This is a genomic window from Pseudomonas sp. SCPG-7 (assembly GCF_002156405.1).
Taxonomy (GTDB): Bacteria; Pseudomonadota; Gammaproteobacteria; order Pseudomonadales; family Pseudomonadaceae; genus Aquipseudomonas; species Aquipseudomonas parakoreensis.
This window is the reverse complement of sequence record NZ_MVOO01000013.1, coordinates 99,514-123,836: the sequence shown is the minus strand read 5'-3', so window position 1 is coordinate 123,836 and position 24,323 is coordinate 99,514. Positions and strand designations below refer to the sequence as shown.

At 61.3% G+C, this 24,323-nt stretch carries 17 protein-coding genes and 3 tRNA genes; 7 read left to right on the top strand and 13 right to left on the bottom strand.

Features of this window, described 5'->3' with window-relative positions:
- Positions 1–37 precede the first annotated feature (37 nt).
- Positions 38–484, bottom strand: a complete 447-nt coding sequence (gene azu, locus B1722_RS21985; RefSeq protein WP_041065650.1) for an azurin — start codon at positions 482–484, stop codon at positions 38–40.
- A gap of 340 nt (positions 485–824) precedes the next feature.
- On the opposite strand from azu, the gene B1722_RS21980 reads away from it, so the two are divergent.
- Together B1722_RS21980 and B1722_RS21975 are read left to right on the top strand one after the other, a co-directional pair.
- The gene (locus B1722_RS21980) at positions 825–1,412 is read left to right on the top strand and encodes a TIGR00730 family Rossman fold protein (protein ID WP_041065653.1); all 588 of its coding nucleotides are present in this window, start codon (positions 825–827) and stop codon (positions 1,410–1,412) included.
- Positions 1,413–1,480: 68 nt separating this feature from the next.
- Positions 1,481–1,672 (top strand): hypothetical protein, encoded by a 192-nt coding sequence (locus B1722_RS21975; RefSeq protein ID WP_041065655.1) that lies wholly within the window; start codon positions 1,481–1,483, stop codon positions 1,670–1,672.
- A gap of 153 nt (positions 1,673–1,825) precedes the next feature.
- On the opposite strand, the gene B1722_RS21970 is transcribed toward B1722_RS21975, so the two are convergent.
- The 11 genes from B1722_RS21970 to rnr form a co-directional block, all read right to left on the bottom strand.
- A complete protein-coding gene (locus B1722_RS21970) occupies positions 1,826–2,716 on the bottom strand; it encodes a transglutaminase family protein (RefSeq protein WP_041065658.1) in 891 nt (296 codons plus the stop codon).
- A complete protein-coding gene (locus B1722_RS21965) occupies positions 2,716–5,202 on the bottom strand; it encodes a circularly permuted type 2 ATP-grasp protein (RefSeq protein ID WP_041065660.1) in 2,487 nt (828 codons plus the stop codon). The genes B1722_RS21970 and B1722_RS21965 overlap by 1 nt, the downstream gene beginning before the upstream one ends.
- A gap of 88 nt (positions 5,203–5,290) precedes the next feature.
- On the bottom strand, positions 5,291–8,566 hold the full coding sequence (locus tag B1722_RS21960; protein WP_086794252.1) for a DUF2126 domain-containing protein: 3,276 nt from the start codon (positions 8,564–8,566) through the stop codon (positions 5,291–5,293).
- Between the two features lie 296 nt (positions 8,567–8,862).
- Positions 8,863–11,166 (bottom strand): YgiQ family radical SAM protein, encoded by a 2,304-nt coding sequence (locus B1722_RS21955; protein ID WP_041065663.1) that lies wholly within the window; start codon positions 11,164–11,166, stop codon positions 8,863–8,865.
- 203 nt (positions 11,167–11,369) lie between these two features.
- The gene (gene dnaB / locus B1722_RS21950) at positions 11,370–12,767 is read right to left on the bottom strand and encodes a replicative DNA helicase (protein ID WP_041065665.1); all 1,398 of its coding nucleotides are present in this window, start codon (positions 12,765–12,767) and stop codon (positions 11,370–11,372) included.
- A gap of 120 nt (positions 12,768–12,887) precedes the next feature.
- The gene (gene rplI / locus B1722_RS21945) at positions 12,888–13,334 is read right to left on the bottom strand and encodes a 50S ribosomal protein L9 (protein WP_003186385.1); all 447 of its coding nucleotides are present in this window, start codon (positions 13,332–13,334) and stop codon (positions 12,888–12,890) included.
- A gap of 19 nt (positions 13,335–13,353) precedes the next feature.
- Complete coding sequence (locus tag B1722_RS21940) at positions 13,354–14,247, bottom strand: hypothetical protein (protein ID WP_047290989.1); 894 nt, start codon at positions 14,245–14,247, stop codon at positions 13,354–13,356.
- Positions 14,248–14,283: 36 nt separating this feature from the next.
- The gene (gene rpsR / locus B1722_RS21935; protein WP_002551829.1) at positions 14,284–14,514 is read right to left on the bottom strand and encodes a 30S ribosomal protein S18; all 231 of its coding nucleotides are present in this window, start codon (positions 14,512–14,514) and stop codon (positions 14,284–14,286) included.
- Between the two features lie 28 nt (positions 14,515–14,542).
- Positions 14,543–14,965: a 30S ribosomal protein S6 gene (gene rpsF / locus B1722_RS21930; protein WP_003221133.1), complete on the bottom strand. Its 423-nt coding sequence runs from the start codon at positions 14,963–14,965 to the stop codon at positions 14,543–14,545.
- Between the two features lie 313 nt (positions 14,966–15,278).
- The gene (gene rlmB / locus B1722_RS21925) at positions 15,279–16,043 is read right to left on the bottom strand and encodes a 23S rRNA (guanosine(2251)-2'-O)-methyltransferase RlmB (protein ID WP_027611421.1); all 765 of its coding nucleotides are present in this window, start codon (positions 16,041–16,043) and stop codon (positions 15,279–15,281) included.
- Positions 16,040–18,673 (bottom strand): ribonuclease R, encoded by a 2,634-nt coding sequence (gene rnr / locus B1722_RS21920; protein ID WP_041065679.1) that lies wholly within the window; start codon positions 18,671–18,673, stop codon positions 16,040–16,042. Before rnr ends, rlmB begins: the two co-directional genes overlap by 4 nt.
- 225 nt (positions 18,674–18,898) lie before the next feature.
- On the opposite strand from rnr, the gene B1722_RS21915 reads away from it, so the two are divergent.
- The 5 genes from B1722_RS21915 (at position 18,899) to B1722_RS21895 (ending at position 22,236) form a co-directional block, all read left to right on the top strand.
- Positions 18,899–18,985: transfer RNA gene (locus B1722_RS21915), tRNA-Leu, on the top strand.
- Positions 18,986–19,064: transfer RNA gene (locus B1722_RS21910), tRNA-Leu, on the top strand. It begins immediately after the preceding tRNA gene.
- A gap of 181 nt (positions 19,065–19,245) precedes the next feature.
- Positions 19,246–19,332 (top strand) — tRNA-Leu (locus B1722_RS21905).
- Positions 19,333–19,660: 328 nt separating this feature from the next.
- On the top strand, positions 19,661–20,671 hold the full coding sequence (locus B1722_RS21900; RefSeq protein WP_041065682.1) for an extracellular solute-binding protein: 1,011 nt from the start codon (positions 19,661–19,663) through the stop codon (positions 20,669–20,671).
- Positions 20,671–22,236, top strand: a complete 1,566-nt coding sequence (locus B1722_RS21895) for an iron ABC transporter permease (protein WP_041065685.1) — start codon at positions 20,671–20,673, stop codon at positions 22,234–22,236. The genes B1722_RS21900 and B1722_RS21895 overlap by 1 nt, the downstream gene beginning before the upstream one ends.
- A gap of 79 nt (positions 22,237–22,315) precedes the next feature.
- Here B1722_RS21895 and B1722_RS21890 read toward each other — a convergent pair whose 3' ends face one another.
- A complete protein-coding gene (locus tag B1722_RS21890) occupies positions 22,316–24,250 on the bottom strand; it encodes a methyl-accepting chemotaxis protein (protein ID WP_041065689.1) in 1,935 nt (644 codons plus the stop codon).
- Between the last annotated feature and the right edge of the window lie 73 nt (positions 24,251–24,323).

The following is a 24,323-nucleotide window of genomic DNA, read 5'->3' as shown; positions in this document are numbered from 1 at the left end:
ATTGCAGTGGCGTTTTTTGTGTCAGGCGTGAGTCGTATTACTTCAGGGTCACGGTGCCTTTCATCATTGAGATGTGGCCTGGGAACGAGCAGAAGAAGCCGTAGTCAGTGCCAGCGGTCAGCTTCGATACGTCGATGGTCAGCGAGTCTTTCTCGCCGGCACCGATGATCTTGGTGTGAGCGATAACGCGCTCGTCGCCGTCTTTCAGGTAGTTCTTGTCGATGCCAGCGGCCAGGCCGTCGGTAGCGATCGGCTGCATGTCAGCGGTTTTGCTGACCACCAGGTTATGGCCCATGACGTTCTTCGGCAGGCTGCCAGAGTGAGTCAATTCGACGGTGAAGGTCTTGCAGCTCTTGTCGATCACGATCGACTGGGTGTTGAAGGACATCTGATCGGTGGAGTCAACGGTGGTTTTGCACTCGGCAGCCATCAATTGGCTGCTGGCCAGCGCCAGCAGGGATACCGCAACAACTTTGGAAAACATGGTGAATCTCCAAGGCAGGGTTAACAAAAACACGAATGATGGAAAGACTGCCTGAAATCTTCGCAAGTTCCTATGACTTGAGTCAAAAATTGTATACAACTTTCAGGCTATGACACTCATCGAAACAATCTACCGGCCAGATTTCCCGGCCGGGCCTATGATCGGCGCATCTACTGAAACGGAGTGCCGGTCATGTTCTTTAACGGTCTGTTGTGCAGTTTGCTCGCCGCCTACGCCTGTGGCGCCAGCGGTACCTTTGAATCGCCGGAACGCGAAGTTTAGTCCTTGGATCAAGGCGTGCCAGCCATTACCCTGTGACGGATTGACCCAGGAGGAAGGCATGTCTCTCACATCCGTTTGTGTTTTTTGCGGTGCCAACGCTGGCACTGATCCGGCTTACACCGAAGCCGCCAAGGCCCTTGGCCGCGCGCTGGCCGAGCGTCAGCTGACGCTGGTTTACGGCGGTGGCGCCGTGGGCCTGATGGGCCTGGTGGCGGACGCCGCGCTGGCCGCTGGCGGCGAAGTGATCGGGATCATTCCGCAAAGCCTGATGGACAAGGAGATCGGCCACAAAAGCCTGACCCGTCTCGAAGTGGTCGATGGCATGCACGCGCGCAAGGCGCGCATGGCCGAACTGAGCGATGCATTCATCGCATTGCCCGGCGGCCTCGGCACGCTGGAAGAGCTGTTCGAAGTCTGGACCTGGGGCCAGCTCGGCTACCACGGCAAACCGCTGGGGCTGCTGGAAGTGAACGGTTTTTACAGCAAACTCACGGCTTTTCTCGACCATATCGTCGGCGAAGGCTTCGTTCGCGCGCCACACCGTGACATGCTGCAAGTGAGCGAATCGCCCCAAACCCTGCTCGACGCCCTCGATCAGTGGAAGCCGACCGTCACGCCCAAGTGGGTCGACCAAAAACCCGGCTAACCGCCAGGCACCGATACAGGGCAGAATACGCGCCGCTCAACCTCACCTTCGACCCCAGAGGATCGCCCATGGCCAAACCCAATTACTCCTTCGCCAAACGTCAACGAGACCTGGCAAAGGAGCAGAAGAAAGAGGAAAAGCTTCAGCGCAAGAAACAAATGGCTGAAGAAGCGGCACTGAACCCTGACGGTGAAGTGGCGACTGACCTCGATGATGAAGTTGATGTTGATGCACCGAAAGACCAGGCGCCTGACGCCTGAGCTGATTGCTGACTCGCTCCCAGAGGGAGCGATCTGTGGTGAGGGAGCTTGCTCCCGCTGGGTTGCGCAGCGACCCCAAATTGTTTTGCGACTGCTTCGCAGTCGAGCGGGAGCAAGCTCCCTCGCCACATTGGCTCCCGCCAGTGAAATTCCTTACTCCAATGGCATCACCGTGACCCGCACTTCCGGATCATGCGAACCGCCCCCCAGAATCACCCCGCGCAACGGCGACACATCGGAAAAATCCCGGCCCCACGCCAGGGTGATATGCTCCAGCGCCGGCTGCACGTTGTTGGTCGGATCGAAATCCACCCAGCCCGATACCGGACAGAACACCGACACCCACGCATGCGAAGCATCAGCACCGATCAGCCGTGGCTGGCCCGGCGGCGGCTGGGTCAGCAGATAGCCGCTGATGTAACGCGCTGCCAGCCCTCGCGAGCGCACGCAAGCGAGCATCAGATGCGCGAAGTCCTGACACACGCCACGCCGGCGCTCCAGCACCTCGACCAGCGGCGTCGCCACTTGCGTGGCCTCGGCATCGAAGGTGAACTCGCTGAAAATCTTCTGCATCAACGCCTGCACGCCCAGCAACAAGGGCCTTCCCGGTGGAAAACAGCTTTCCGAAAATTCGACGAAACTGCGTTTCAAATGCACGTAGGGTGATTGAAACCGATAGCGACAAGCCTCGAGCATTTCGGCGGACAACGGCTGACTGCTGTAGGTCAGCGCGTTGCGCGTCTGCTCCCACGCCGGGGACAGACTGAAATCCGCCAGTGGCCGCGCCAGCACCTCAACCGTGAGCCGGGCGTTGACCTGCAACTCGTCATGCGGGCGCTCGAAGGCCAGTCGGGTCAGCGGATTGCCGAACACATCCAGCTCATCCCGCCGTGTCGTCGGCTGCGGGCTGATCAGCAATCGCTGCTCGGTGCAGCGTTGCCACGTGCACTCACGCGGCCACAGGTGCGCGAGTTGCTGTGCCAGCGACACCGGGCTGTCGTAGTGGTAACAGGTGTCGTGGAAGATCTGGTAATGCGCGCTCATCAGACGGACACCGTGCGCTGGCTGACATCATCGACATGGGCAAAGTGGCGCAGCGCCAGACGATCGGACACCTGAGCGCTGGCCTCGGCAATCGCTTGCAGCAGATCCGCCAGACCATCGAGCGCCGCACGCACGCTGTTCTCCCCGAACAGCGGGTTCTCCAGACAGCCCAGATCGAACCGCGCCAGACGCTCGACCAATTGCGCCAGCCCGGCCTCGCGAGGCACGCCGAAATCATCGTTCAAGCGTTTTAACGTGCGGGTTACCAGTTTCAACTGGAACAGCACCGCATGCGGGTTCTGCTCATCGAGCAGCAACAGGTCGAGCACCGGAATCAACTGCGCCACCGCCAGGTACCGCGAACGGTAGGTGATACTGCTGTTGCCCAGTTCCAGCAGCCATTCCAGCCCGGCCTGATCGAACGCCCCGGCACCGCGCAGAAACGCCGCCAGACTGCTGCTGAGAAACTGCAAACGTTCGATGCGTCGGCCAATCATCAGAAAGCGCCAGCCTTCGTCGCGGGTCATGTCGTCGAGGGCAAACCCGGACAATGCCGCCAGTGACATCACCAGCCGGTTGAGGAAATCCAGCAACTCGCCGAAGTCCGGCTCCTCGGTGTCCAGTTCCAGCGCCTCGCGCTGCAACTCGACCAACGCCTGCCAGTTCTCCCGCGAAAGCTTGCCGCGCACCTGCGAGGCCGCCCACTGCAAGCGCTGCAGGTTGGAGCGCAGGCTGAACGACCAGTCCTCGCCGAGCAGCGCCGCCAGCAAGCGCTCCGGCAACTCGCCCTCCTCCGGCAACAACATAAGACGCTCGCCCAGCGCCACCGCTGCCTGCAAGGCTTGCGGATCATCACCATCGACATAACGCGCGAGCATGATCCGCAGCAGTCGCGCACTGTCGTCACAACGCTCGCAGTAACGGCCGAACCAGAACAGGTTCTCCACCACCCGCGAGGGCAGGTACGGATCACGGCGCACCAGATCGTGTACGCCGACGTTACGCTGGGTTTTCCATTGTTCGCCACTCGGCGCACGCTCGCCCAGCACCCAAGTGTCCTTGCTCGCGCCACCGCGCTGCATCGACACCACTTCGGCATCGGCCTCGGCGGCCACCCGGGTCAGGCCACCGGGCAGCACGCGATAGCCATCGCGACTGGCCACGGCGTACATGCGCATGCCGATGGCTCGCGGTTGCAACTGGCCGTCTTCGGCTTGCCAGATCGGCGCCTGCGACAGCTGCGCCAACTCTTGCGCGACATAAGCGTAGGGCCGGGCCTGCATGCGCTCGGCGAGCGCCTGACGCTGTTGTTCACTCAGATCGCGGCCGAATACCGGCGCGAAGCTTTGTGAAGGGAATGCCGGTTTGATCAGCAGCTCCGGCAGTTTTTCCAGCGCCTGCGCCAGCACCGGCGCCTCGCCGCACCACCAGGTGGCGATGGACGGCAGCAGCAGTTCTTCGCCGAACAGGTACTGATTGATCTTCGGCAAAAATCCGAGCAATCCCGGCGACTCCAGCACGCCGCTGCCCAACGCATTGGCCACCAGCACCCGGCCCTGACGCACCGCTTCCAGCAAGCCGGGCACCCCGAGTGCCGAGTCGGTGCGCAGCTCCAGCGGGTCGCAGAAGTCATCGTCGAGCCGGCGCATGATCGCGTGCACACGGCGCAGACCGCTGAGGGTTTTCAGGTACACCGTGGCGTCGCGCACCGTCAGGTCGCCGCCCTCCACCAGCGGATAACCGAGCTGACGCGCCAGATAAAGATGTTCGAAGTAGCTTTCGTTGAAGCGCCCCGGCGTGAGCAACACCACCAGCGGCGCGTCGTCAGCACATGGCGCCTGACGTGCGAGGGTTTCCTGCAGGGTGCGAAAGAATCCGGCCAGGTGCTGCACTTTCAGATCGCGGTACAACTCGGGAAACGCCCGCGAAACGATGGTGCGGTTTTCCAGCGCATAACCGGCGCCCGACGGCGCCTGGGTACGATCCGCCGTAACCCACCAGCGCCCGTCCGGCGTGCGCGCCAGGTCCACGGCATACAGATGCAGAAACGCCTCTTCCGGTGGCGCGATGCCCTGACAGGGCCAGAGAAAATTGTTGTGGCCGAACACCAGCTCCGCCGGCAACAGCCCTTCGCGGATCAGCCGCTGCGGCCCGTACAGATCCGCCAGTACCGCGTTGAGCAAACGCGCACGCTGGGCAATCCCTGCCGACAGGTGCTGCCATTCATCAGCAGCGATCACATGCGGCAGCAGGTCCAGCTCCCACGGGCGGTCTGCGCCCTTCGGATCGGCGTAGACGTTATAAGTGACCCCGTTTTCCTGAATCTGTCGGGCGAGCAACGCCTGCCGCTGCACCAGTTGCGCCGGGGTGCTGCGCTGCAATTGATCGAACAGCCGCCGCCAGTGCGGGCGCACTTCCCCGCTGTCATCCAGCAGTTCGTGATAAGTGCCCGCAGTGCGCGGGTAGCGGTCTAGCAGGTCAGGCATGGAAAGCTCGGCAGACAGCAGGGAACGGTCAGACTAACGCAGGCACATGACGTGCGGATATACGAAAAATCCGCATGTCGTGCAGGACTTAGAAACGTCGTAAATCGAGCGTCATCGGCAACTCGTCGGAGATTGTCAGGTTGGGTATCGGAAGTTTTCCCGGCGTGTGTCCGATGCGGAAAAACCGCGCCATGCGCCGGCTCTCCGCCTCGTTGGCGTTGACCGGCAACGTTTCGTAATTGCGCCCGCCCGGGTGCGCCACGTGGTACTGACAGCCCCCCAGCGAACGCTGCATCCAGGTGTCGAGCAGATCGAACACCAGCGGCGTGTGCACCGGAATGGTCGGTTGCAGACAGTTGGCCGGTTGCCAGGCCCGAAAGCGCACACCGGCGACGAACTCGCCGATGCGCCCGGTCGGTTGCAGCGGCACCGGGACGCCGTTGCAGGTCAGCAGATAACGCTGCGGCGGCAGGCCGTTGAGTTTGATCTGTAAACGCTCCAGCGACGAGTCGACATAGCGCACCGTGCCGCCCGCCGTACCTTCCTCGCCCAGCACATGCCAAGGCTCCAGCGCCTGACGCAGTTCCAGTTCGATGCCGTTGACGGCGTAATCGCCGACCTTGGGAAAACGGAATTCCAGGTGCGCGGCGAACCATTCGGCGCGCAGTGGGTAACCGGCATTGTTCAGTTCGACGATGACGTCGGCGAAGTCCTGCTCGATAAAGTGCGGCAGCATGAAACGGTCGTGCAGCTCGGTGCCCCAGCGCGCCAGTTTTGACGGCGCATACGGCTCGCGCCAGAAGCGTGCGACCAGCGCGCGCAGTAACAACTGCTGGGCCAGGCTCATGCGCGCGTGGGGCGGCATCTCGAACGCGCGCAGCTCCAGCAGACCAAGACGCCCGGTAGCGCCATCCGGCGAATACAATTTGTCGATGCAGAACTCGGCGCGGTGAGTGTTGCCGGTGACGTCGATCAGCAGGTTGCGCAGCAGGCGATCCACCAGCCACGGCGCGCACTCTTGGCCCGGTTCAGGCATCTGCGCGAAGGCGATTTCCAGTTCGTACAAAGCGTCGTTGCGAGCCTCATCAACACGCGGCGCCTGCGAAGTCGGGCCGATGAACAACCCGGAAAACAGGTAGGACAGCGACGGGTGGTTGTGCCAGTAGCTGATCAGGCTGCGCAACAGATCCGGACGGCGCAGGAATGGCGAGTCGGCCGGGGTCGCGCCACCGAGGACGAAATGGTTGCCGCCGCCGGTGCCGGTATGGCGTCCGTCGATCATGAATTTCTCGGTGGTCAGGCGGGTCTGCCGCGCCTGTTCATAGAGAAACTCGGTGCGCTCGACCAGTTCGTCCCACGTCGCCGATGGCTGCACGTTGACCTCGATCACCCCCGGATCCGGGGTGATACGGAAGTTGCTCAGGCGCGGGTCACTGGGCGGCTCGTAACCTTCCAGCAGCACCGGGCAATGCAGCTCTTCGGCGGTGGCCTCGATGGCCGCCACCAGCTCCAGATAATCCTCGACCCGCTCCAGTGGCGGCATGAACAGATACAGGCGCCCTTCGCGCGCCTCGGCGCAGAACGCGGTGCGGGTCAGCCAGTCGGCGGACTCGTCGATTGTCGGCGCACGTTCGTCGGTCGCGGCGGGTTCGGCATGACTGTTGAGCCGAATGGTGTCCGGCAGCTCGGGGAAGTCCTGATTCGGATCGTTGGGATGAATGAACGGATACTCGGCAGCCTTCACCCACGGCTGCGAACCGAGCGGCAGACGGTAACCCAGCGGCGAGTCCCCCGGCACCAATCGGCAATGCTCGTCGCGCAGATACCAGCGCCCGCTCTGCCATTGATCACCCTTGGCGGTGCGCGCCAGCGGCAGCACCTGGCCGATCACTTTATCCAGGCCCTGATTGAAGACCTTGCGCAGACGTGCGCGCTCCAGCGGTTCTTCAAGACGCGAGTCTTCAGCGCTGACGTTGCTCGGTAATGCGCCCTCACGCCAGAGGTAATAAAAATGGTCTTCGAAGGCTGGAAACACGAAACGAGCAGGCAGTTTCAGGCGTTCGGCAACACTCGCGAGAAAGCGTCCCGCCAGTTCGCCATCGGCGCCGTAGTCCTGCTGCTCATCGGCGATCAGCGCGCTGTTGTGCCAGATCGGCACGCCGTCGCGGCGCCAATAGCAGTTGAGCGACCAGCGCGGCAATTGCTCGCCCGGGTACCACTTGCCCTGACCGAAATGCACCAGGCCTTTCGGCGCATAGTGCTGGCGCATGCGCTGGAACAGTTCGGCGGAAAGGCGGCGCTTGTCTGGGCCCAACGCTGCTATGTTCCATTCGGCGCCGTCCGGGTCGTCGATGGAAACGAAGGTCGGCTCGCCGCCCATGGTCAGGCGCACATCACCTTCCAGCAGATCGGCATCGATCTGCCGGCCCAGCGCCTGAATCGCCAGCCACTGCTCATCGGTATAGGGCTTGGTCACCCGTGGCGCTTCCCAGATCCGCTCGACCGACATTTCGTGGCTGAACTGGCATTCGCACGGCTCGACCAGACCACTGATCGGCGCAGCTGAGGAAGGATCGGGACTGCAGGCCAGCGGGATATGCCCTTCACCGGCGAACAGCCCGGACGTGGCATCCAGACCGATCCAGCCAGCGCCCGGCAGGTACACCTCGCACCAGGCGTGCAGGTCGGTGAAATCGACGTCGGTGCCGGACGGGCCGTCGAGGCTTTTCACGTCGGCGGTCAGTTGAATCAGGTAGCCGGAGACAAACCGCGCGGCCAGCCCGAGGTTGCGCAGCAACTGCACCAGCAGCCACGCTGAGTCGCGGCAGGAGCCGGACGCCTGTTCGAGGGTGTGTTCCGGGGTTTGCACGCCCGGTTCCATGCGGATCAGGTAGCGAATGTCTTCGCTGAGACGCTGGTTGAGCATCACCAGGAAATCCACCGCCGGCAGCGGCGTGCGATCAATGCTATCCAGATAGGCTTTGAAGGCTGGGGTCAGCGGCAGGGTTTCGAGGTACGGCGCCAATTCCTTGCGCTCATCTGCGGCGTAACTGAAGGGGATTTTCTCGGCATAGGGTTCGAGGAAGAAGTCGAACGGATTGAACACCGCCATCTCGGCCAGCAGATCGACCTCGATGCGCAATTCGTTGGTTTTCTCGGGGAACACCAGACGCGCGAGGTAATTGCCCTGAGGATCCTGCTGCCAGTTGATGAAGTGCTGCTCGGGCGAGACCTTCAGCGCATACGACAAGATCCGCGTGCGGCTGTGGGCGGCCGGACGCAGGCGTACGATCTGCGGGCCGAGTTCGACAGCGCGGTCGTAGCGGTAATGCGTGACGTGATGCAATGCGACATGAATCGACACGGCGTGCCTCCTGCGAGCCTAAGCGTATTCGAAAGCGCGCAAGACTTATGCCATGCAGGGGCTTGGGCGCTTTCCCGGAATGCTCAGGGCAGTACAGCACCAAAATCGGGCGATGCGGGGAAATGGATTGAGGAAGTTGCGCCTAAATGTGGCGAAGATCAAAAGATCGCAGCCTTCGGCAGCTCCTACAGGGAAACGCACGAACCTCTGTAGGAGCTGCCGAAAGCTGCGATCTTTTGATCTTGAAAAAAAAACGCCAACCCGAAGGTTGGCGTTCTGTTGAAACAAAAAGTGACTCAGCGCGGAACGACGGGCTTGCGTGCCGGTTTCGGCCCCTTGCCCTTGGCCGCTTCCTTGCGCTCCTTGGCCGCCTGCTGGTTGCGGGCAAACGCCGCAGCCTTGGCTTGTTCACGCTTGTCCCAAGGGTTGCCACCGTCACTGGCACGCGGCGGCAGGCCGGTGTGCTGGGTGAGAATCTTGGTGGTCTTCTCTTTCGCGACCTTGTGACTGCCAGCCGGCGTCGAGTTCTTGCGACGGGCGCTCTGGTAGCTGTCGGTGGCCGGCTGATGCAGCGGGATCAACTGGTTCTTGCCCGGCCCGATCAGGTCGGCGCGGCCCATGCGGGTCAGCGCTTCGCGCAGCATCGGCCAGCCTTTCGGGTCGTGATAACGCAAGAACGCCTTGTGCAGACGACGCTGCTCCTCGCTCTTGACGATAGTCACACCGTCGCTCTTGTAGGTGACCTTGCGCAGCGGGTTCTTGCCCGAGTGGTACATCGCGGTGGCGGTGGCCATCGGCGACGGGTAGAACGCCTGCACCTGGTCGGCACGGAAACCGTTGCCCTTGAGCCACAGGGCCAGGTTCATCATGTCTTCGTCGGTGGTGCCCGGGTGCGCGGCGATGAAGTACGGGATCAGGTACTGCTCTTTACCGGCTTCCTTGGTGTACTTCTCGAACATGCGCTTGAAGCGGTCGTAAGTACCGATCCCCGGTTTCATCATCTGGTTGAGCGGACCTTCCTCGGTGTGTTCCGGGGCGATCTTCAGGTAACCGCCAACGTGGTGGGTCACCAGCTCTTTGACGTACTCCGGCGACTCGACCGCGAGGTCGTAACGCAGGCCGGAGGCAATCAGGATCTTCTTCACACCCGGCAAGGCACGGGCGCTGCGGTACAGCTGAATCAGCGACGAGTGGTCGGTATTCAGGTTCGGGCAAATGCCCGGGAACACGCAGGACGGCTTGCGGCACGCGGATTCGATTTCCGGGCTCTTGCAGGCGATGCGGTACATGTTCGCGGTCGGGCCGCCAAGGTCGGAGATCACGCCGGTGAAGCCAGGAACCTTGTCGCGGATCTCTTCGATTTCGCGAATGATCGACTCTTCGGAACGGTTCTGGATGATCCGGCCTTCGTGCTCGGTGATCGAGCAGAACGTGCAGCCGCCAAAGCAGCCACGCATGATGTTCACCGAGAAACGGATCATGTCGTAGGCCGGGATCTTTTCCTTGCCGTACGCCGGGTGCGGAACCCGTGCGTAAGGCATGCCGAACACGTAGTCCATTTCTTCAGTGGTCATCGGAATCGGCGGCGGGTTGAACCAGACGTCGATCTCGCCATGTTTCTGCACCAGCGCGCGGGCGTTGCCCGGGTTGGTTTCCAGGTGCAGCACGCGGTTGGCGTGGGCGTACAGAACCGGGTCGTTACGCACCTTTTCCATCGATGGCAGGCGGATCACGGTCTTGTCGCGGGTCATCTTCGGGCTGGCCAGAATCTGTACGACCTTGGCTTCCTCGGGATCGTCCACCGGGCCTTTTTCTTGCTCGATGGCGCAGGCCTGGGTGTCCTGGGTGTTCACGTACGGGTTGATGATCTTGTCGATCTTGCCCGGACGGTCGATGCGCGTGGAGTCGACTTCGTACCAGCCTTGCGGCGTGTCACGGCGGATGAACGCGGTGCCGCGCACATCGGTGATGTCTTCGATCTTGTGCCCATAGGACAGGCGCTGGGCCACTTCGACAATGGCCCGCTCGGCGTTGCCGTACAGCAGAATGTCAGCGCTGGCGTCGATCAGGATCGAGTTGCGCACGCGATCCTGCCAATAGTCGTAGTGGGCGATGCGACGCAGGGACGCCTCGATGCCGCCGAGGACGATCGGCACATGCTTGTACGCCTCTTTGCAACGCTGGCTGTAGACCAGGCTCGCGCGGTCCGGACGTTTGCCCGCCATGCCACCCGGCGTGTAGGCGTCGTCGGAACGGATTTTCTTGTCCGCGGTGTAACGGTTGATCATCGAGTCCATGTTGCCGGCCGCGACGCCGAAGAACAGGTTCGGCTCGCCGAGCTTCATGAAGTCGTCTTTGGACTGCCAGTTCGGCTGAGCGATGATCCCGACGCGGAAGCCCTGGGACTCCAGCAGCCGGCCGATGATCGCCATGCCGAACGACGGGTGATCGACGTAGGCATCACCGGTGACAATGATGATGTCGCAGGAATCCCAGCCGAGCTGATCCATCTCCTCCCTGCTCATCGGCAGGAATGGCGCTGGCCCGAAACATTCGGCCCAGTACTTTGGATAGTCAAATAACGGCTTGGCTGCTTGCATGTCGATAACCGGTGTTGGCTTTCATTGAATTTCGCGGGCGCGGAATATAGCACAAATTTTGACCAATTCCGACGGCTATGGTCGGAAATTGTGCTTTACCTGTGGCGAGGGAGCTTGCTCCCGCCGGGTTGCGAAGCAGCCCCCAGAATTCGACTGCTGCGCAGCCGATCGGGAGCAAGCTCCCTCGCCACAGGTGCTCGACGTTACTCGTCGTCGTCGAAGTTGTAACTGCCCGGCGCGAGGTTTTCGAAGCGGGTGTACTTACCGATAAACGCCAGGCGAATAAAGCCGATCGGGCCGTTCCGCTGCTTGCCGATGATGATTTCGGCGATGCCCTTGTGTTCGGTTTCCGGGTGATACACCTCGTCCCGGTAAACGAACATGATGACGTCGGCGTCCTGCTCGATCGCTCCGGATTCCCGCAAGTCGGAGTTCACCGGACGCTTGTTGGGACGTTGTTCCAGGGAACGGTTGAGCTGCGACAGCGCCACCACCGGGCAGTTGAATTCCTTGGCCAGGGCTTTCAGGGATCGGGAGATCTCGGAAATCTCGTTGGTCCGGTTGTCGCCACTGGAGCCGGGAATCTGCATCAGTTGCAGGTAGTCGATCATGATCAGACCGATATCGCCATGTTCGCGGACCAGGCGCCGGGTTCGCGCACGCATTTCCGACGGGCTGATGCCGGCAGTATCGTCGATGAACAGCTTGCGGTCGTTGAGCAGATTGACCGCCGAGGTCAGGCGCGGCCAGTCGTCGTCTTCCAGCTGGCCGGAACGCACCTTGGTCTGATCGATACGCCCCAGGGACGAAAGCATACGCATGATCAGCGATTCGCCTGGCATCTCGAGAGAGTACACCAGCACCGCCTTGTCGCTGCGCAGTACGGCGTTCTCCACCAGGTTCATGGCGAAGGTGGTCTTACCCATCGACGGACGGCCGGCGACGATGATCAGGTCGGCCGGTTGCAGGCCGCTGGTCTTCTCGTCAAGGTCGGTATAACCGGTGGACAGGCCGGTGATCGAGTCGGCGGTGTTGAACAGGGTGTCGATGCGATCGATGGCCTTGGTCAACAGTTCGTTGACGCCCACCGGCCCGCCGGTCTTGGGGCGCGCCTCGGCGATCTGGAAGATCTGCCGTTCGGCCTCGTCGAGGATCTCTTCGGCGGTACGACCTTCGGGGTTGAAGGCGGCGTCGGCAATTTCAGTGCTGATGCCGATCAACTGGCGCAACGTCGCCCGCTGGCGAACGATCTGCGCATAGGCCTTGATGTTGGCGACGGACGGCGTGTTTTTCGCCAGTTCGCCGAGGTAACCGAGGCCCCCGACCTGGGACGTCTGACCTTCCTTGTCCAGTTGCTCGGCAAGGGTCACGACGTCGATCGGCATGTTCTGATCGGCCAGTTTGGCGATCGCACGGAAGATCAGACGGTGGTCATGTCGGTAGAAATCGCCGTCGGAGACTTGATCGAGCACGCGTTCCCAGGCGTTGTTGTCCAGCATCAGACCACCGAGTACAGCCTGTTCGGCCTCGATGGAATGCGGCGGCACTTTCAGCGCGGCGGTTTGCAGATCGTATTGCTCGGGAGCGGTGATTTCGTTCATGGCCACTTGGAGTCAGGGTTGAAAACGGGAGTACCAGAAAGACAAAGGGCACGACCTGTAAACAGGATCGTGCCCGATGTTACCGGCTAGCACCCGAGGGTGCCAGCCGACAAGTATTGCTTAAGCTGCTACCACGACAACGCGTACGGTGGCTTCAACTTCGGCGTGCAGGTGCACAGCCACGTCGAATTCACCCACGTTGCGGATGGTGCCGTTCGGCAGACGAACTTCGCTTTTCGCAACTTCAACGCCGGAGGCGGTCAGTGCGTCAGCGATGTCGTGAGTACCGATCGAACCGAACAGCTTGCCTTCGTCGCCAGCGGTGGCAGTGATGGTCACTTCCAGCTCGGCCAGTTGGGCAGCACGGCTTTCAGCCGATGCTTTACGGTCTGCGGCGGCTTTTTCCAGCTCAGCGCGACGCTCTTCGAACGCAGCCAGGTTGGCAGCGGTCGCAGCGGTAGCTTTGCCGAAAGGCAGCAGGTAGTTACGGCCGTAACCGGCCTTAACGTTTACTTTGTCGCCCAGGTTGCCCAGGTTGGCGATTTTTTCCAGAAGGATCAGTTGCATGTGGAAATCCTCTTAACTTTTAACCTTCACCGTTCGCGTTGTCGGTGCCTTTCGACACGTGACGACCGCGAAAATCAATCAGGCTGTCGACAATGGCCAGAACCACGAGCAACGGATAGAGCAGCTGCATGAACAACAGCAGCGTGACGTACAACCCCACCAGCCAGAAACCGGCCAGTCGCTTCTGCCCGACCAGCCCGTGAATCAGGGCCAGTCCGGCGAACACCAGCGGTACACTGCACAACGGCGTCAACATGGCCATCTGTGCACCGAGATTCGGGCCCAGAAGCATCAACGCCAGCAGCAACATCGCCGGCCCCAGCGGGATCCGGATGGCGCGAAACTCGCGACCAAAACCACCCGGGTTGTACAACAACGCCTGCCAATGACGCCCGATAATCAGGCTCAGCACGCTGACGATCTGCAACAACGCCGCAATCAGTCCGGTCAGGACTGGCGCAATCAGGGACGCGAAACGCGCTTGCTCATCGACCGACAATTGCTTGTAGGTTTCACCAAGAAGCGCCGGCATGACCTTTATCAAGGCCTGCGCGAGCATCTCGATCTGGGCCGCAAACGCTGCCCCGAGCACCACAGAAAACACCACTCCAATCACTACGCTGACCAGCAGCGTGCGGACCCAGGATTCGCTTGCGCGCAACACCAACGCAAGCCCCGAAGACCCCAGCAGCACCAGAAGTGCCCGCGGATCATCGGCATACAGCCACCAGATCAATGCCGGCAGCAGCCCCAGGGACAGGACGCCAATGGCGTCCGTCAGTCCGCGCCGCAGAAGCACCAGGCTCCCGGCGGCAGCACCCAACCAATACAACAACGGCAATGTTGCACACCCGGCCACTACGAGAGTGGCCTGCATACGGCCGCGCATGATGAACTCAGCTAAGGCACGCATGCATTCAATCCTTTGCTACTTGTCGACTGCCCGGTCTCAGCGGCCGTGGCTGTCGGTGTAGGCCAGCAGGGCCAGGAAGCGGGCGCGCTTGATAGCGGTGGCCAGCTGACGCTGATAACGAGCTTTGGTACCGGTGATGCGGCTTGGAACGATTTTGCCGGTCTCGGATACGTAGGCTTTCAGAGTGTTGAGATCTTTGTAATCGATCTCTTTCACGTCTTCAGCGGTGAAGCGGCAGAATTTACGACGACGGAAGAAACGTGCCATTTGATAGGCTCCTTAAAAGGTCCGTGGATTACTCGTCAGCGTTATCGCTGTTGTCGCTGTCATCACCCTCAACGCCATCAGCGTCGGAGTGCTCAGGACGGTCGCGACGCTCACGGCGCTCACTGCGGTTTTCTTCAGCCTTGAGCATCTCGGACTGGCCGGTAACGGCTTCGTCGCGACGGATGACCAGGTTACGGATCACAGCATCGTTGTAGCGGAAGTTGTCTTCCAGCTCGGCCAGGGCCTTGCCAGTGCACTCAACGTTCAGCATCACGTAGTGAGCCTTGTGAACATTGTTGATTGCGTAGGCCAGTTGACGACGGCCCCAGTCTTCCAGACGGTGGATTTTGCCGCCGTCTTCTTCGATCAGCTTGGTGTAACGCTCAACCATGCCGCCGACTTGCTCGCTCTGGTCAGGGTGGACCAGAAAGATGATTTCGTAATGACGCATGAATGCTCCTTACGGGTTGTAGCCTGCCGCTCAAAAACGGTCAGACAAGGAGTGAATGACACTTATGGACTTGCTGGCGCGGGGCACATGCGTGCCTGCCGTCACAGCAAGGGGCGCAATTGTAGAGAAGGGACTGCAGAGGCGCAAGGCAATTGGTGATTATTTGAACAATCACCGATCTTCGACCTGACACAAAACACTGTGGGAGCGAGCCTGCTCGCGAATGCGATCTATCAGGCAACATTATTGTCGTCTGACACACCCCTTTCGCGAGCAGGCTCGCTCCCACATTTGAACCGATTTCAGCTCAAGATTACTTCTTCGCGGCAACTTTGGCCTTGGCGCCGCGTTGACGCTGCGCTTCGAACAGGCACACGCCGGTCGCCACGGACACATTGAGGCTGCTGACGCTGCCAGCCATCGGCAGGTTCACCAGATAGTCACAGTGCTCACGGGTCAGGCGACGCATGCCTTTGCCTTCGGCGCCCATGATCAGGATGGTCGGGCCGGTCAAGTCCTGGTCATAAATGCTGACCTCGGCCTCACCCGCGGTGCCGACGACCCACAGACCGCGCTGCTGGAGCTTTTCCAGAGTGCGTGCCAGGTTGGTCACCGCCACCAGCGGAATCACTTCCGCCGCGCCGCAGGCCACTTTACGCACCACCGGCGTCAGGGTTGCCGACTTGTCCTTGGGCACGATCACCGCCAGCGCGCCGGCAGCATCCGCCGAACGCAGGCAGGCGCCGAGGTTGTGTGGGTCGGTCACGCCGTCGAGCACCAGCAACAACGGTGCGCCTTCGGTGCGGTCGAGCAGCTCGTCGAGCATCGCCTCGCCCCAGACCTGGCTCGGACTGACGTCCGCGACCACGCCTTGGTGCACGCCTTCAACCCAGGCGTCCATTTCGCGGCGCTCGGCCTGACCGATCTGCACACGATTTTCGTTGGCCAGTTCGATCAGGGTCTGCACGCGCGGATCATTGCGGCTTTCGGCCAGCCAGATCTGCTTGACGCGTTTCGGGTGGTGACGCAGCAACGCTTCTACCGCGTGAACGCCGTAGATTTTTTCCAACTGACTCATGACTTCGCCTTCGGTTTACGCGACCCGCCACTTTTGGCTGGAGCCGAACCCGCTTTCGGCGGGCCTTTACGGTGTTTGCTCGGTTTGGCTGGTTTGCCGCCGACGGCCTTGTCAGGCGCCGACCGCCCGGTCTTTCCCCCAGACGCCGCTTTACCACCGCTTTTGGCTTCGGCCAGCAAGGCCTTCTTCAATTCACGGCTTTTGCGCAGCTCGGCGTTTTTCGCCACGGCATCGCTCGGGCGATAGGCCTCGACGGCTTTCTCTTTGGCTGGACGACGGCTGGCGGTTTTCGCCGGAGCCTTGTCTTCCACAGCCTTGGTCGCAGCCGGAGCGGTGCTTTCGCTGCCGCGCTTCTTACGACCAATCGGCGCGCTGATGGTTTTTTCGGCCATCTCGAAGTCGATCTTGCGCTCGTCGAGGTCGACGCGCATCACGCGCACTTCAACGGTGTCGCCGAGACGGAAACTGCGACCGGTGCGCTCGCCCGCCAGGCGGTGATGCACAGGATCAAAGTGGTAGTAATCGCCCGGCAGCGCGGTGACGTGCACCAGGCCTTCGACGTAGATATCGGTCAGCTCGACGAACAGACCAAAACCGGTCACGGCGGTGATCACACCCGGGAACGATTCGCCGACGCGATCCTTCATGAACTCGCACTTGAGCCAGTTCACCACGTCGCGGGTGGCCTCGTCGGCACGGCGCTCGCTCATCGAGCACTGCTCGCCGAGTTGCTCCAGCGCCGCTTCGTCGTACGGATAGATGCGCGCCTTCGGAATGGTCATCGCCCCTGCGCGGCGAACGTGCGGCGTGTCCTGCTTCGAATGGATCACGCTGCGGATGGCGCGGTGCGTGAGCAGGTCCGGATAGCGACGGATCGGCGAGGTGAAGTGGGTATAGGCCTCGTAGTTCAGACCGAAGTGACCTTCGTTCTGGGCGCTGTACACCGCCTGGCTCAGGGAGCGCAGCATCACGGTCTGGATCAGATGGAAATCCGGACGGTCCTTGATGCTCGCCAACAGGGCCTGATAGTCCTTCGGCGACGGTCCTTCCTTGCCTTTGTGCAGGGACAGGCCGAGCTCGCCGAGGAAGGCGCGCAGTTTTTCCAGACGCTCCGGTGGCGGGCCGTCGTGGACACGGTACAGCGCAGGGATTTCGTGCTTCTTGAGGAATTCGGCAGTGGCCACGTTGGCCGCCAGCATGCATTCCTCGATCAGCTTGTGCGCATCGTTGCGGGTGGTCGGACGGATTTCGGCGATCTTGCGCTCGGAACCGAAGATGATCCGGGTTTCCTGCGTTTCGAAATCGATCGCGCCGCGCACGTGACGGGCAGCCAGCAACACTTTGTACAGCGCATAGAGCTGCTTGAGGTGCGGCACCACGTCGGTGTATTCGCCGCGAAGCTTGCGCGCTTCGGTGGCTTTCGGGGTTTCCAGCATCGCGCTGACCTTGTTGTAGGTCAGACGGGCGTGGGAATGGATCACCGCTTCGTAGAAGCAGTAGTCGGTCATTTCGCCGGACTTGGAGATGGTCATCTCGCAAACCATGGCCAGACGGTCGACATGCGGGTTCAGCGAGCACAGGCCGTTGGACAGCTGCTCAGGCAGCATCGGCACCACGCGCTCGGGGAAGTACACCGAGTTGCCGCGCACCTGGGCTTCGTTGTCCAGCGCCGAACCGATCTTCACGTAGCTGGAAACGTCGGCAATTGCCACGTACAACTTCCAGCCGCCGGAGAACAGACGCAGTTTGCCCGGCTTGGCTTCGCAGTAGACCGCGTCGTCGAAGTCGCGGGCATCTTCGCCGTCGATGGTGACGAACGGCAGATGGCGCAGGTCGACACGCTTCTCTTTGTCTTTCTCTTCGACTTCAGGCTTGAGCTTGGCGGCTTCTTTGAGCACCGCTTCAGGCCAGACGTGCGGAATGTCGTAGGTACGCAGCGCGACATCGATTTCCATGCCCGGCGCCATGTAGTTGCCGACCACTTCGATCACATCGCCTTGCGGCTGGAAGCGCGGCGTCGGCCAGTGGGTGATTTTCACCTCGACGAACTGACCGATTTGCGCGTTGGCGTTGCGACCTGGAGTCACCAGCACTTCCTGCTGAATCTTCGGATTGTCGGCAACGACGAAACCGATGCCGCCTTCTTCGAAGTAGCGACCAACGATACTCTCGTGGGCACGGGACACCACCTCGACGATCACGCCTTCCCGGCGACCGCGACGGTCGAGACCGGAAACCCGAGCCAGGGCACGGTCACCGTCGAACACCAGACGCATTTGCGCCGGGCTCATGAACAAATCGTCACTGCCGTCGTCCGGCACCAGGAAGCCGAAGCCGTCACGGTGACCGCTGATGCGACCGAGGATCAGGTCGAGCTTGTCTACCGGTGCATAGGTGCCACGGCGGGTGTAGATCAGTTGAGCGTCGCGCTCCATGGCGCGCAGGCGGCGGCGCAGGGCTTCGATCTGGTCTTCTGTGGTCAGACCAAACTCTTCGACCAGTTGCTCGCGGGCAGCAGGCGAACCCCGATCAGCAAGGTGCTGAAGGATCAGTTCGCGGCTGGGAATAGGGTTTTCATATTTTTCCGCTTCACGAGCGGCCTCGGGATCGAGGGACTGCCAATCGGCCATTAGAGAGTTTTCACCTTGTCTATATGCGGGTTAGTTTGGCATAGGCGTCATCAAACGGGAAATTTCCGACTCTATAAGGCCCTTCTGAAGCCTTGTATCGACGCCTGAAAGCCCTTTTGAACACCGCCGGTAAAAAAAATCATTTTTTTTGCTGCCGGGGGTTTACAGTTAAAAAGGCGCTCCGTATAGTGCGCGCCATCGACGACGTACACACGTTGACGAGATGCCCAGGTGGTGAAATTGGTAGACACGCCAGCTTCAGGTGCTGGTGACCTTACGGTCGTGGAAGTTCGAGTCTTCTCCTGGGCACCAATTNAAATTGGTAGACACGCCAGCTTCAGGTGCTGGTGACCTTACGGTCGTGGAAGTTCGAGTCTTCTCCTGGGCACCAATTTCGAGTTTGAGACTAGAACAGTTTCAAGACTCACACAAAAACCCGCGAAAGCGGGTTTTTTGCATTCCGGGGAACGGTTTTGTCAAACCCGATTAATTAAAATTAAATCAGGGGTTTACAGATCAAAAAGCGCTCCGTATAGTGCGCCACATCAACAGCGGCAACGCTCGCGATGAATGCCCAGATGGTGAAATTGGTAGACACGCCAGCTTCAGGTGCTGGTGACCTTACGGTCGTGGAAGTTCGAGTCTTCTTCTGGGCACCAATTCAAACTCAAGGTTACGACGTTGAGTTCCCCAAAAACCCGCGAAAGCGGGTTTTTGCGTTTCTGGCGTTTGAAAACCTTCAAGCCCTTGTGGCGAGGGAGCTTGCTCCCGCTCGGCTGCGAAGCCGTCGCAATCTCTGAGCGCAACGTTAATTGAAGCAGAAGCGAGGGCCGCTTCGCACCCCAGCGGGAGCAAGCTCCCTCGCCACAATGATCTTAGCGACCAGCCTCTAGCAAACACTCAACCGACCCGCAAGGCGCACTTGAGAAACAATATCGTTTATCATTGTTGCAAGTTTTTGCAATGCGACAGTGAGGAACCCTGCGAATGATGTTTCGAAATACCCTGCGCCGCGGCTTGACCTTCACCCTGCTCGGCCTGGCACTCGCCACTCCCCTCACCCAGGCAGCCGATGCGGTTTCCCTGACGCTCTACAACGGTCAACACAAGGAAGTCGGCGATGCGATCGCCAAAGCTTTCGAGGCCAAGACCGGCATTCACGTCAACGTACGCAAGGGCAGCAGCAACCAGCTCGCCAGCCAGGTCATCGAAGAAGGCGACCGTTCCCCCGCCGACGTGATCTACACCGAAGAATCTCCTCCGCTGAACAACCTCGGCGAGCAAGGCCTGCTGGCCAAGACCGACGACGCCACGCTGGCCGTGCTACCCAAGCAATACGTCGCCGGCAACGGCACCTGGATCGGTGTCACCGCGCGGGTTCGCGTGGTTGCCTACAACCCGAAACTGGTCGATGAGAAAGACCTGCCGAAGTCGGTGATGGAATTCTCCGATCCAAAGTGGCAAGGCAAAGTCGGATTCGTCCCGACCAGCGGCGCATTCCAGGAACAAGCCGTGGCGATCATCAAGATGCACGGTCGCGACGCCGCCGAGGAATGGCTGACCGGCCTGCGCGCTTTCGGCAAGACCTACAGCAACAACATGGTCGCCCTCAAAGCCGTGGAAAATGGTGAGGTCGCCACCGTATTGGTGAACAACTACTACTGGTTCGCCCTGCAGCGTGAGAAAGGCAAACTCGACTCGAAACTGCATTACTTCACCGGCGGCGATGTCGGCGGACTGATCACCGTGTCCAGTGCTGCCGTACTGAAATCCAGCAAACACCCAAAAGAAGCTCAGCAATTCCTTGCCTACATGGCCAGCGAAGAAGGTCAGCGCGTGATCACCCAGACCACCGCCGAATACCCGCTGCACAAGGGCATGGAGTCGGATCGCGGCCTCAAGCCATTCAGCGAACTGCAAGCGCCGAACGTGACCCCGGCCGATTTGGGCAACGCCGAGGAAGCCCTGGAGCTGGAACGTGAAGTTGGCCTGAACTGATGGCCGCATCGTTATCCGCCCCCGCCGCGCGCGGGGGTTACGTGCCACGACGCAAGCGGCCATCGATCTGGCTGGTGCTGCCGGTTTTATTACTGGTGGTGCTGAGCCTGTTGCCGCTGGCCTATGTCGGTCTGAAAGCCTGGCAGGCTGGTTGGGCCGAGGCGCTGCACTTGCTGTGGCGCCCCTATGTGTTTGGCCTGCTGCGCAACACGCTGGCGTTGATGGTTGGCGTGACGCTGACGTGCGGCGTGATCGGCCTGTCACTGGCGTGGCTGCTGGAGCGCAGCAATCTGCCGGGACGACGCCTGTGGGGCGTGATTCTGTGCCTGCCGTTCGCGGTGCCGGCGTTCGTCAGCAGCTTTACCTGGGTATCGTTAAGCGCGCAGTTCGAAGGCCTCGGCGGGGCGATTCTGGTGATGAGCCTGTCGAAGTATCCGCTGATCTTTCTGCCGGTCGCGGCGACCCTGCGCAACCTCGATCCGTCCCTTGAAGAATCCGCCCGCACCTTGGGACAGAATCGCTGGGGCGTGTTCTTCCGCGTCACCCTGCCGCTGCTCTGGCCGTCGCTGCTGGCCGGTTCGCTGCTGATTGCCCTGCACATGCTGGTCGAGTTCGGCGCGCTGTCGATCATCGGCCTGCAAACCTTCACCACCGCGATCTATCAGCAATTCGAACTGGAATTCAGCAACGCCAACGCGGCGATGCTTTCGGCGGTGCTGCTCGCGCTGTGTCTGATGCTGCTGTGGCTGGAGTTGCGTGTCCGCGGCAAGGGTCGCCATGTGCGCACAGGCCAGGGCGCGGCACGTCAGGCCGAGCAAGTGCGATTGGGGCCATGGGCTATTGTCGGTCAGTTGTATTGCCTGTTGCTGGCGATTGTCGGCAGCGGAATTCCGCTGGGCATGCTCGCGTATTGGCTGGCGGTTGGCTCATCGGCAGCCTTCCCGGTCGCAGCGATCACAGAGGCGCTGCTGTCTTCGCTGGCCTTGTCGCTCGGTGGCGCGGCGCTGTGCCTGCTGCTGGCGGTGCCGGTCGGACTGCTGGTGGTGCGTTACAAGGGCCAACTGGCGATCTGGGCCGAGCGCCTGCCGTATCTGCTCCACGCCTTGCCGGGCCTGGTGATTGCGTTGACGCTGGTGTATTTCGCCCTGCATTACGTGCCGGCGCTGTACCAGACGTCGGCGCTGCTGCTGATCGCCTACGCGCTGCTGTTTCTGCCGCTGGCGCAGGCGCCGATTCGCACGGCACTGAACAAGGCTGCGCCACAGTTGGAAGAAGCGGCACGCACGTTGGGGGCCTCGTCGTTCACCGCGTTTTGCCGGGTGACCCTGCCGATCATTTTCCCGGCCTTGGGTGCGGCGTTTGCGCTGGTGTTTCTGGATGCGATGAAGGAACTGACGGCGACGCTGCTGCTGAGCCCTACCGGGCTTAACACATTGGCAACCGAGGTCTGGGCGCATACCGCGAATGTCGAATTTGCGGCGGCGGCGCCTTATGCGGCGCTGTTGATTGTGGTGTCGGGGTTGCCGGTGTATCTGCTGACGACGCGAATGTACCTGAGCCGCTAAAAGATCGCAGCCTGCGACAGCTCCTACATGGGGATATGCATTTCCCTGTAGGAGCTGCCGCAGGCTGCGATCTTTTGATTTAAGCCCTGAACTGTCCCAGGCTGGCCTTCAACTGCGCCGCCAACCCATCCAGCACCTTGCCGCTGGCCGTGGTTTCCACCACCGCCTGCGCCGCTTTCTCGGCCTGAGCATGGATCGTCTCGACCCGCCCGCGCACTGCCTGCGCGCCCTGCGCCTGATGCGCCGCCGCCTGCGTCGCCAGACCGATCGCCGCGTGCACCTGCTCGACCGAAGCCTGCACCGACTGCTGCAACCGCGCACTGTCGCGCAACACCAGCAACCCTTCGCTGGCCTGCCGCCCGGCCTGACCAATCGCCTCGACCGCCTCACGCGCACCTTGCTGCAACGCGACGATGTGCGCCTGGATATCGCCCGTCGAGCTTTGCGTCTTGCTCGCCAGGGCGCGCACTTCATCGGCGACCACCGCAAAACCGCGCCCGGTCTCACCGGCCCGCGCCGCTTCGATCGCCGCGTTCAAGGCCAACAGGTTGGTCTGCTCGGCGATGCCGTGAATCACCGTCAACACCACTTCAATCTGTTCGCTCTGCTGCGCCAGTCGCTCGATGACTTTCGCCCCGGTATCGACCTGCCCGGCCAGCGCCTCGATCAGACTGCCGACCTTCGCCGAGGTGCGAGTATTTTCATCGGTGGCCTGGCGAATATCCACCACCTGCTTCAACGCCGCCTGCATGGCATGGCTTTCCGATTGCGCCTCGTCAGCCATTTGCGACAGCGCGCGCAGGCTCTCCGCCACTTCATCACGCTGCATCCCGGCCGCGGCATCGGCACCGGCGTTGCGCAGGGTCATGGCGCCGATTTCCACGCCGGTACGCTGGGCCACATCGCCCGCCTCGCGCACGATCGGCTGCAACTTGTCCACAAAGCGATTGACTGCCGAGGCCATGTCGCCGATTTCGTCCTTGCTGTTGATCTGCACGCGCTTGGTCAGGTCGCCCTCGCCTGCCGCCAGATCGTCCATCGCCGCATTGAGCATCTTCAAGCGATTGACTACCCGGTGCCCGAGCACCACCGCCAGCAACAACAGCACGCCACAACCGACGAGCGCCAGGCCCATGCCGATCCGCCAGCGCAAGGTCGCGGCGGCATCCTGCACAGTGCTGCTGGTATTGGCTTTCATTTCGGCAGCGGTGGATTGCGCGGACTGCAGGCGTGCCTGCATGGCTGTCGCGCTGTCCGCTGCTGCGCCCTTGAGGCTGTCGCCCACCAATTGATCGCTGCTGGCGATCAGCGCCGAGAAGCGCTGGTCGAGCGCCGCCAGATCGGTTTCCACCGACGCGGTCGAGACGCCCATCAGCACTTTGCCGATTTCCACGCCGTTAGGGTTGATCGACGCTTCGAGGTAGTAGACCGACGGATCGTTCTTCGCCGCGTCCAGTACCTTGTCCAGCGCACGCTCGCCCTGGCCTTTTTCCAGCAGGGCTTTGTTGATCGGGTTTTCGCGATTGAGATAACGCGTCAGGTGTTGTCCGGTGGCGTCGTCGTAAACCACGAACAACACGTTGGGGTTACGCTGGGCGCGACGGGCGAATTCCGACAGGGTCGGCACGTCGCTGTCCCACATGGCGCGCGGCGCCACTGAGGCGAGCAACTGGGCCATGTCATTGGCCGAATCCTTCAGGTCTTTTTCCAGCGTCGCACGCAGTTGTGCCTGCTCATCCTTCAGACGCGCGGACAGACCAGCGGTCAGACGTTGCCGGGTACTTGAGGAAAGGTTATCGAGGCTTGAGGTGACTTCGCGCCCGGCCTGCTCCAGCTCGCCGGAGAGCTTTTGGCTGTCAGCGCCCAGACGAGTGCCGAGATCAGCCTCCAGCGCCGTGACCGTGCTTCGTGTCAGGGCGACTGCCACCAGCACTTGCACCAAAAGGGCGATACCAAGGGTAACGAACACGGGCCGCAACAAACGGCTTTGTAACAGTGAGAGAACGGCCGACACTGTGAATCCCTCTACGTCTGACGCCATTAATTTGATGGCACTCTTGTAGGAAGATTTACAGCAAAGGTCATGC

Excerpts from the sequence above, each read along its gene's own strand:
- azu (WP_041065650.1), bottom strand. The coding sequence starts at position 484 with ATGTTTTCCAAAGTTGTTGCGGTATCCCTGCTGGCGCTGGCCAGCAGC.
- B1722_RS21900 (WP_041065682.1), top strand. The coding sequence starts at position 19,661 with ATGATGTTTCGAAATACCCTGCGCCGCGGCTTGACCTTCACCCTGCTC.
- rnr (WP_041065679.1), bottom strand. The coding sequence starts at position 18,673 with ATGGCCGATTGGCAGTCCCTCGATCCCGAGGCCGCTCGTGAAGCGGAA.
- B1722_RS21955 (WP_041065663.1), bottom strand. The coding sequence starts at position 11,166 with ATGCAAGCAGCCAAGCCGTTATTTGACTATCCAAAGTACTGGGCCGAA.
- B1722_RS21940 (WP_047290989.1), bottom strand. The coding sequence starts at position 14,247 with ATGCGTGCCTTAGCTGAGTTCATCATGCGCGGCCGTATGCAGGCCACT.
- dnaB (WP_041065665.1), bottom strand. The coding sequence starts at position 12,767 with ATGAACGAAATCACCGCTCCCGAGCAATACGATCTGCAAACCGCCGCG.
- rlmB (WP_027611421.1), bottom strand. The coding sequence starts at position 16,043 with ATGAGTCAGTTGGAAAAAATCTACGGCGTTCACGCGGTAGAAGCGTTG.
- B1722_RS21970 (WP_041065658.1), bottom strand. The coding sequence starts at position 2,716 with ATGAGCGCGCATTACCAGATCTTCCACGACACCTGTTACCACTACGAC.
- B1722_RS21965 (WP_041065660.1), bottom strand. The coding sequence starts at position 5,202 with ATGCCTGACCTGCTAGACCGCTACCCGCGCACTGCGGGCACTTATCAC.
- B1722_RS21895 (WP_041065685.1), top strand. The coding sequence starts at position 20,671 with ATGGCCGCATCGTTATCCGCCCCCGCCGCGCGCGGGGGTTACGTGCCA.
- rpsF (WP_003221133.1), bottom strand. The coding sequence starts at position 14,965 with ATGCGTCATTACGAAATCATCTTTCTGGTCCACCCTGACCAGAGCGAG.
- rpsR (WP_002551829.1), bottom strand. The coding sequence starts at position 14,514 with ATGGCACGTTTCTTCCGTCGTCGTAAATTCTGCCGCTTCACCGCTGAA.
- rplI (WP_003186385.1), bottom strand. The coding sequence starts at position 13,334 with ATGCAACTGATCCTTCTGGAAAAAATCGCCAACCTGGGCAACCTGGGC.
- B1722_RS21975 (WP_041065655.1), top strand. The coding sequence starts at position 1,481 with ATGGCCAAACCCAATTACTCCTTCGCCAAACGTCAACGAGACCTGGCA.
- B1722_RS21980 (WP_041065653.1), top strand. The coding sequence starts at position 825 with ATGTCTCTCACATCCGTTTGTGTTTTTTGCGGTGCCAACGCTGGCACT.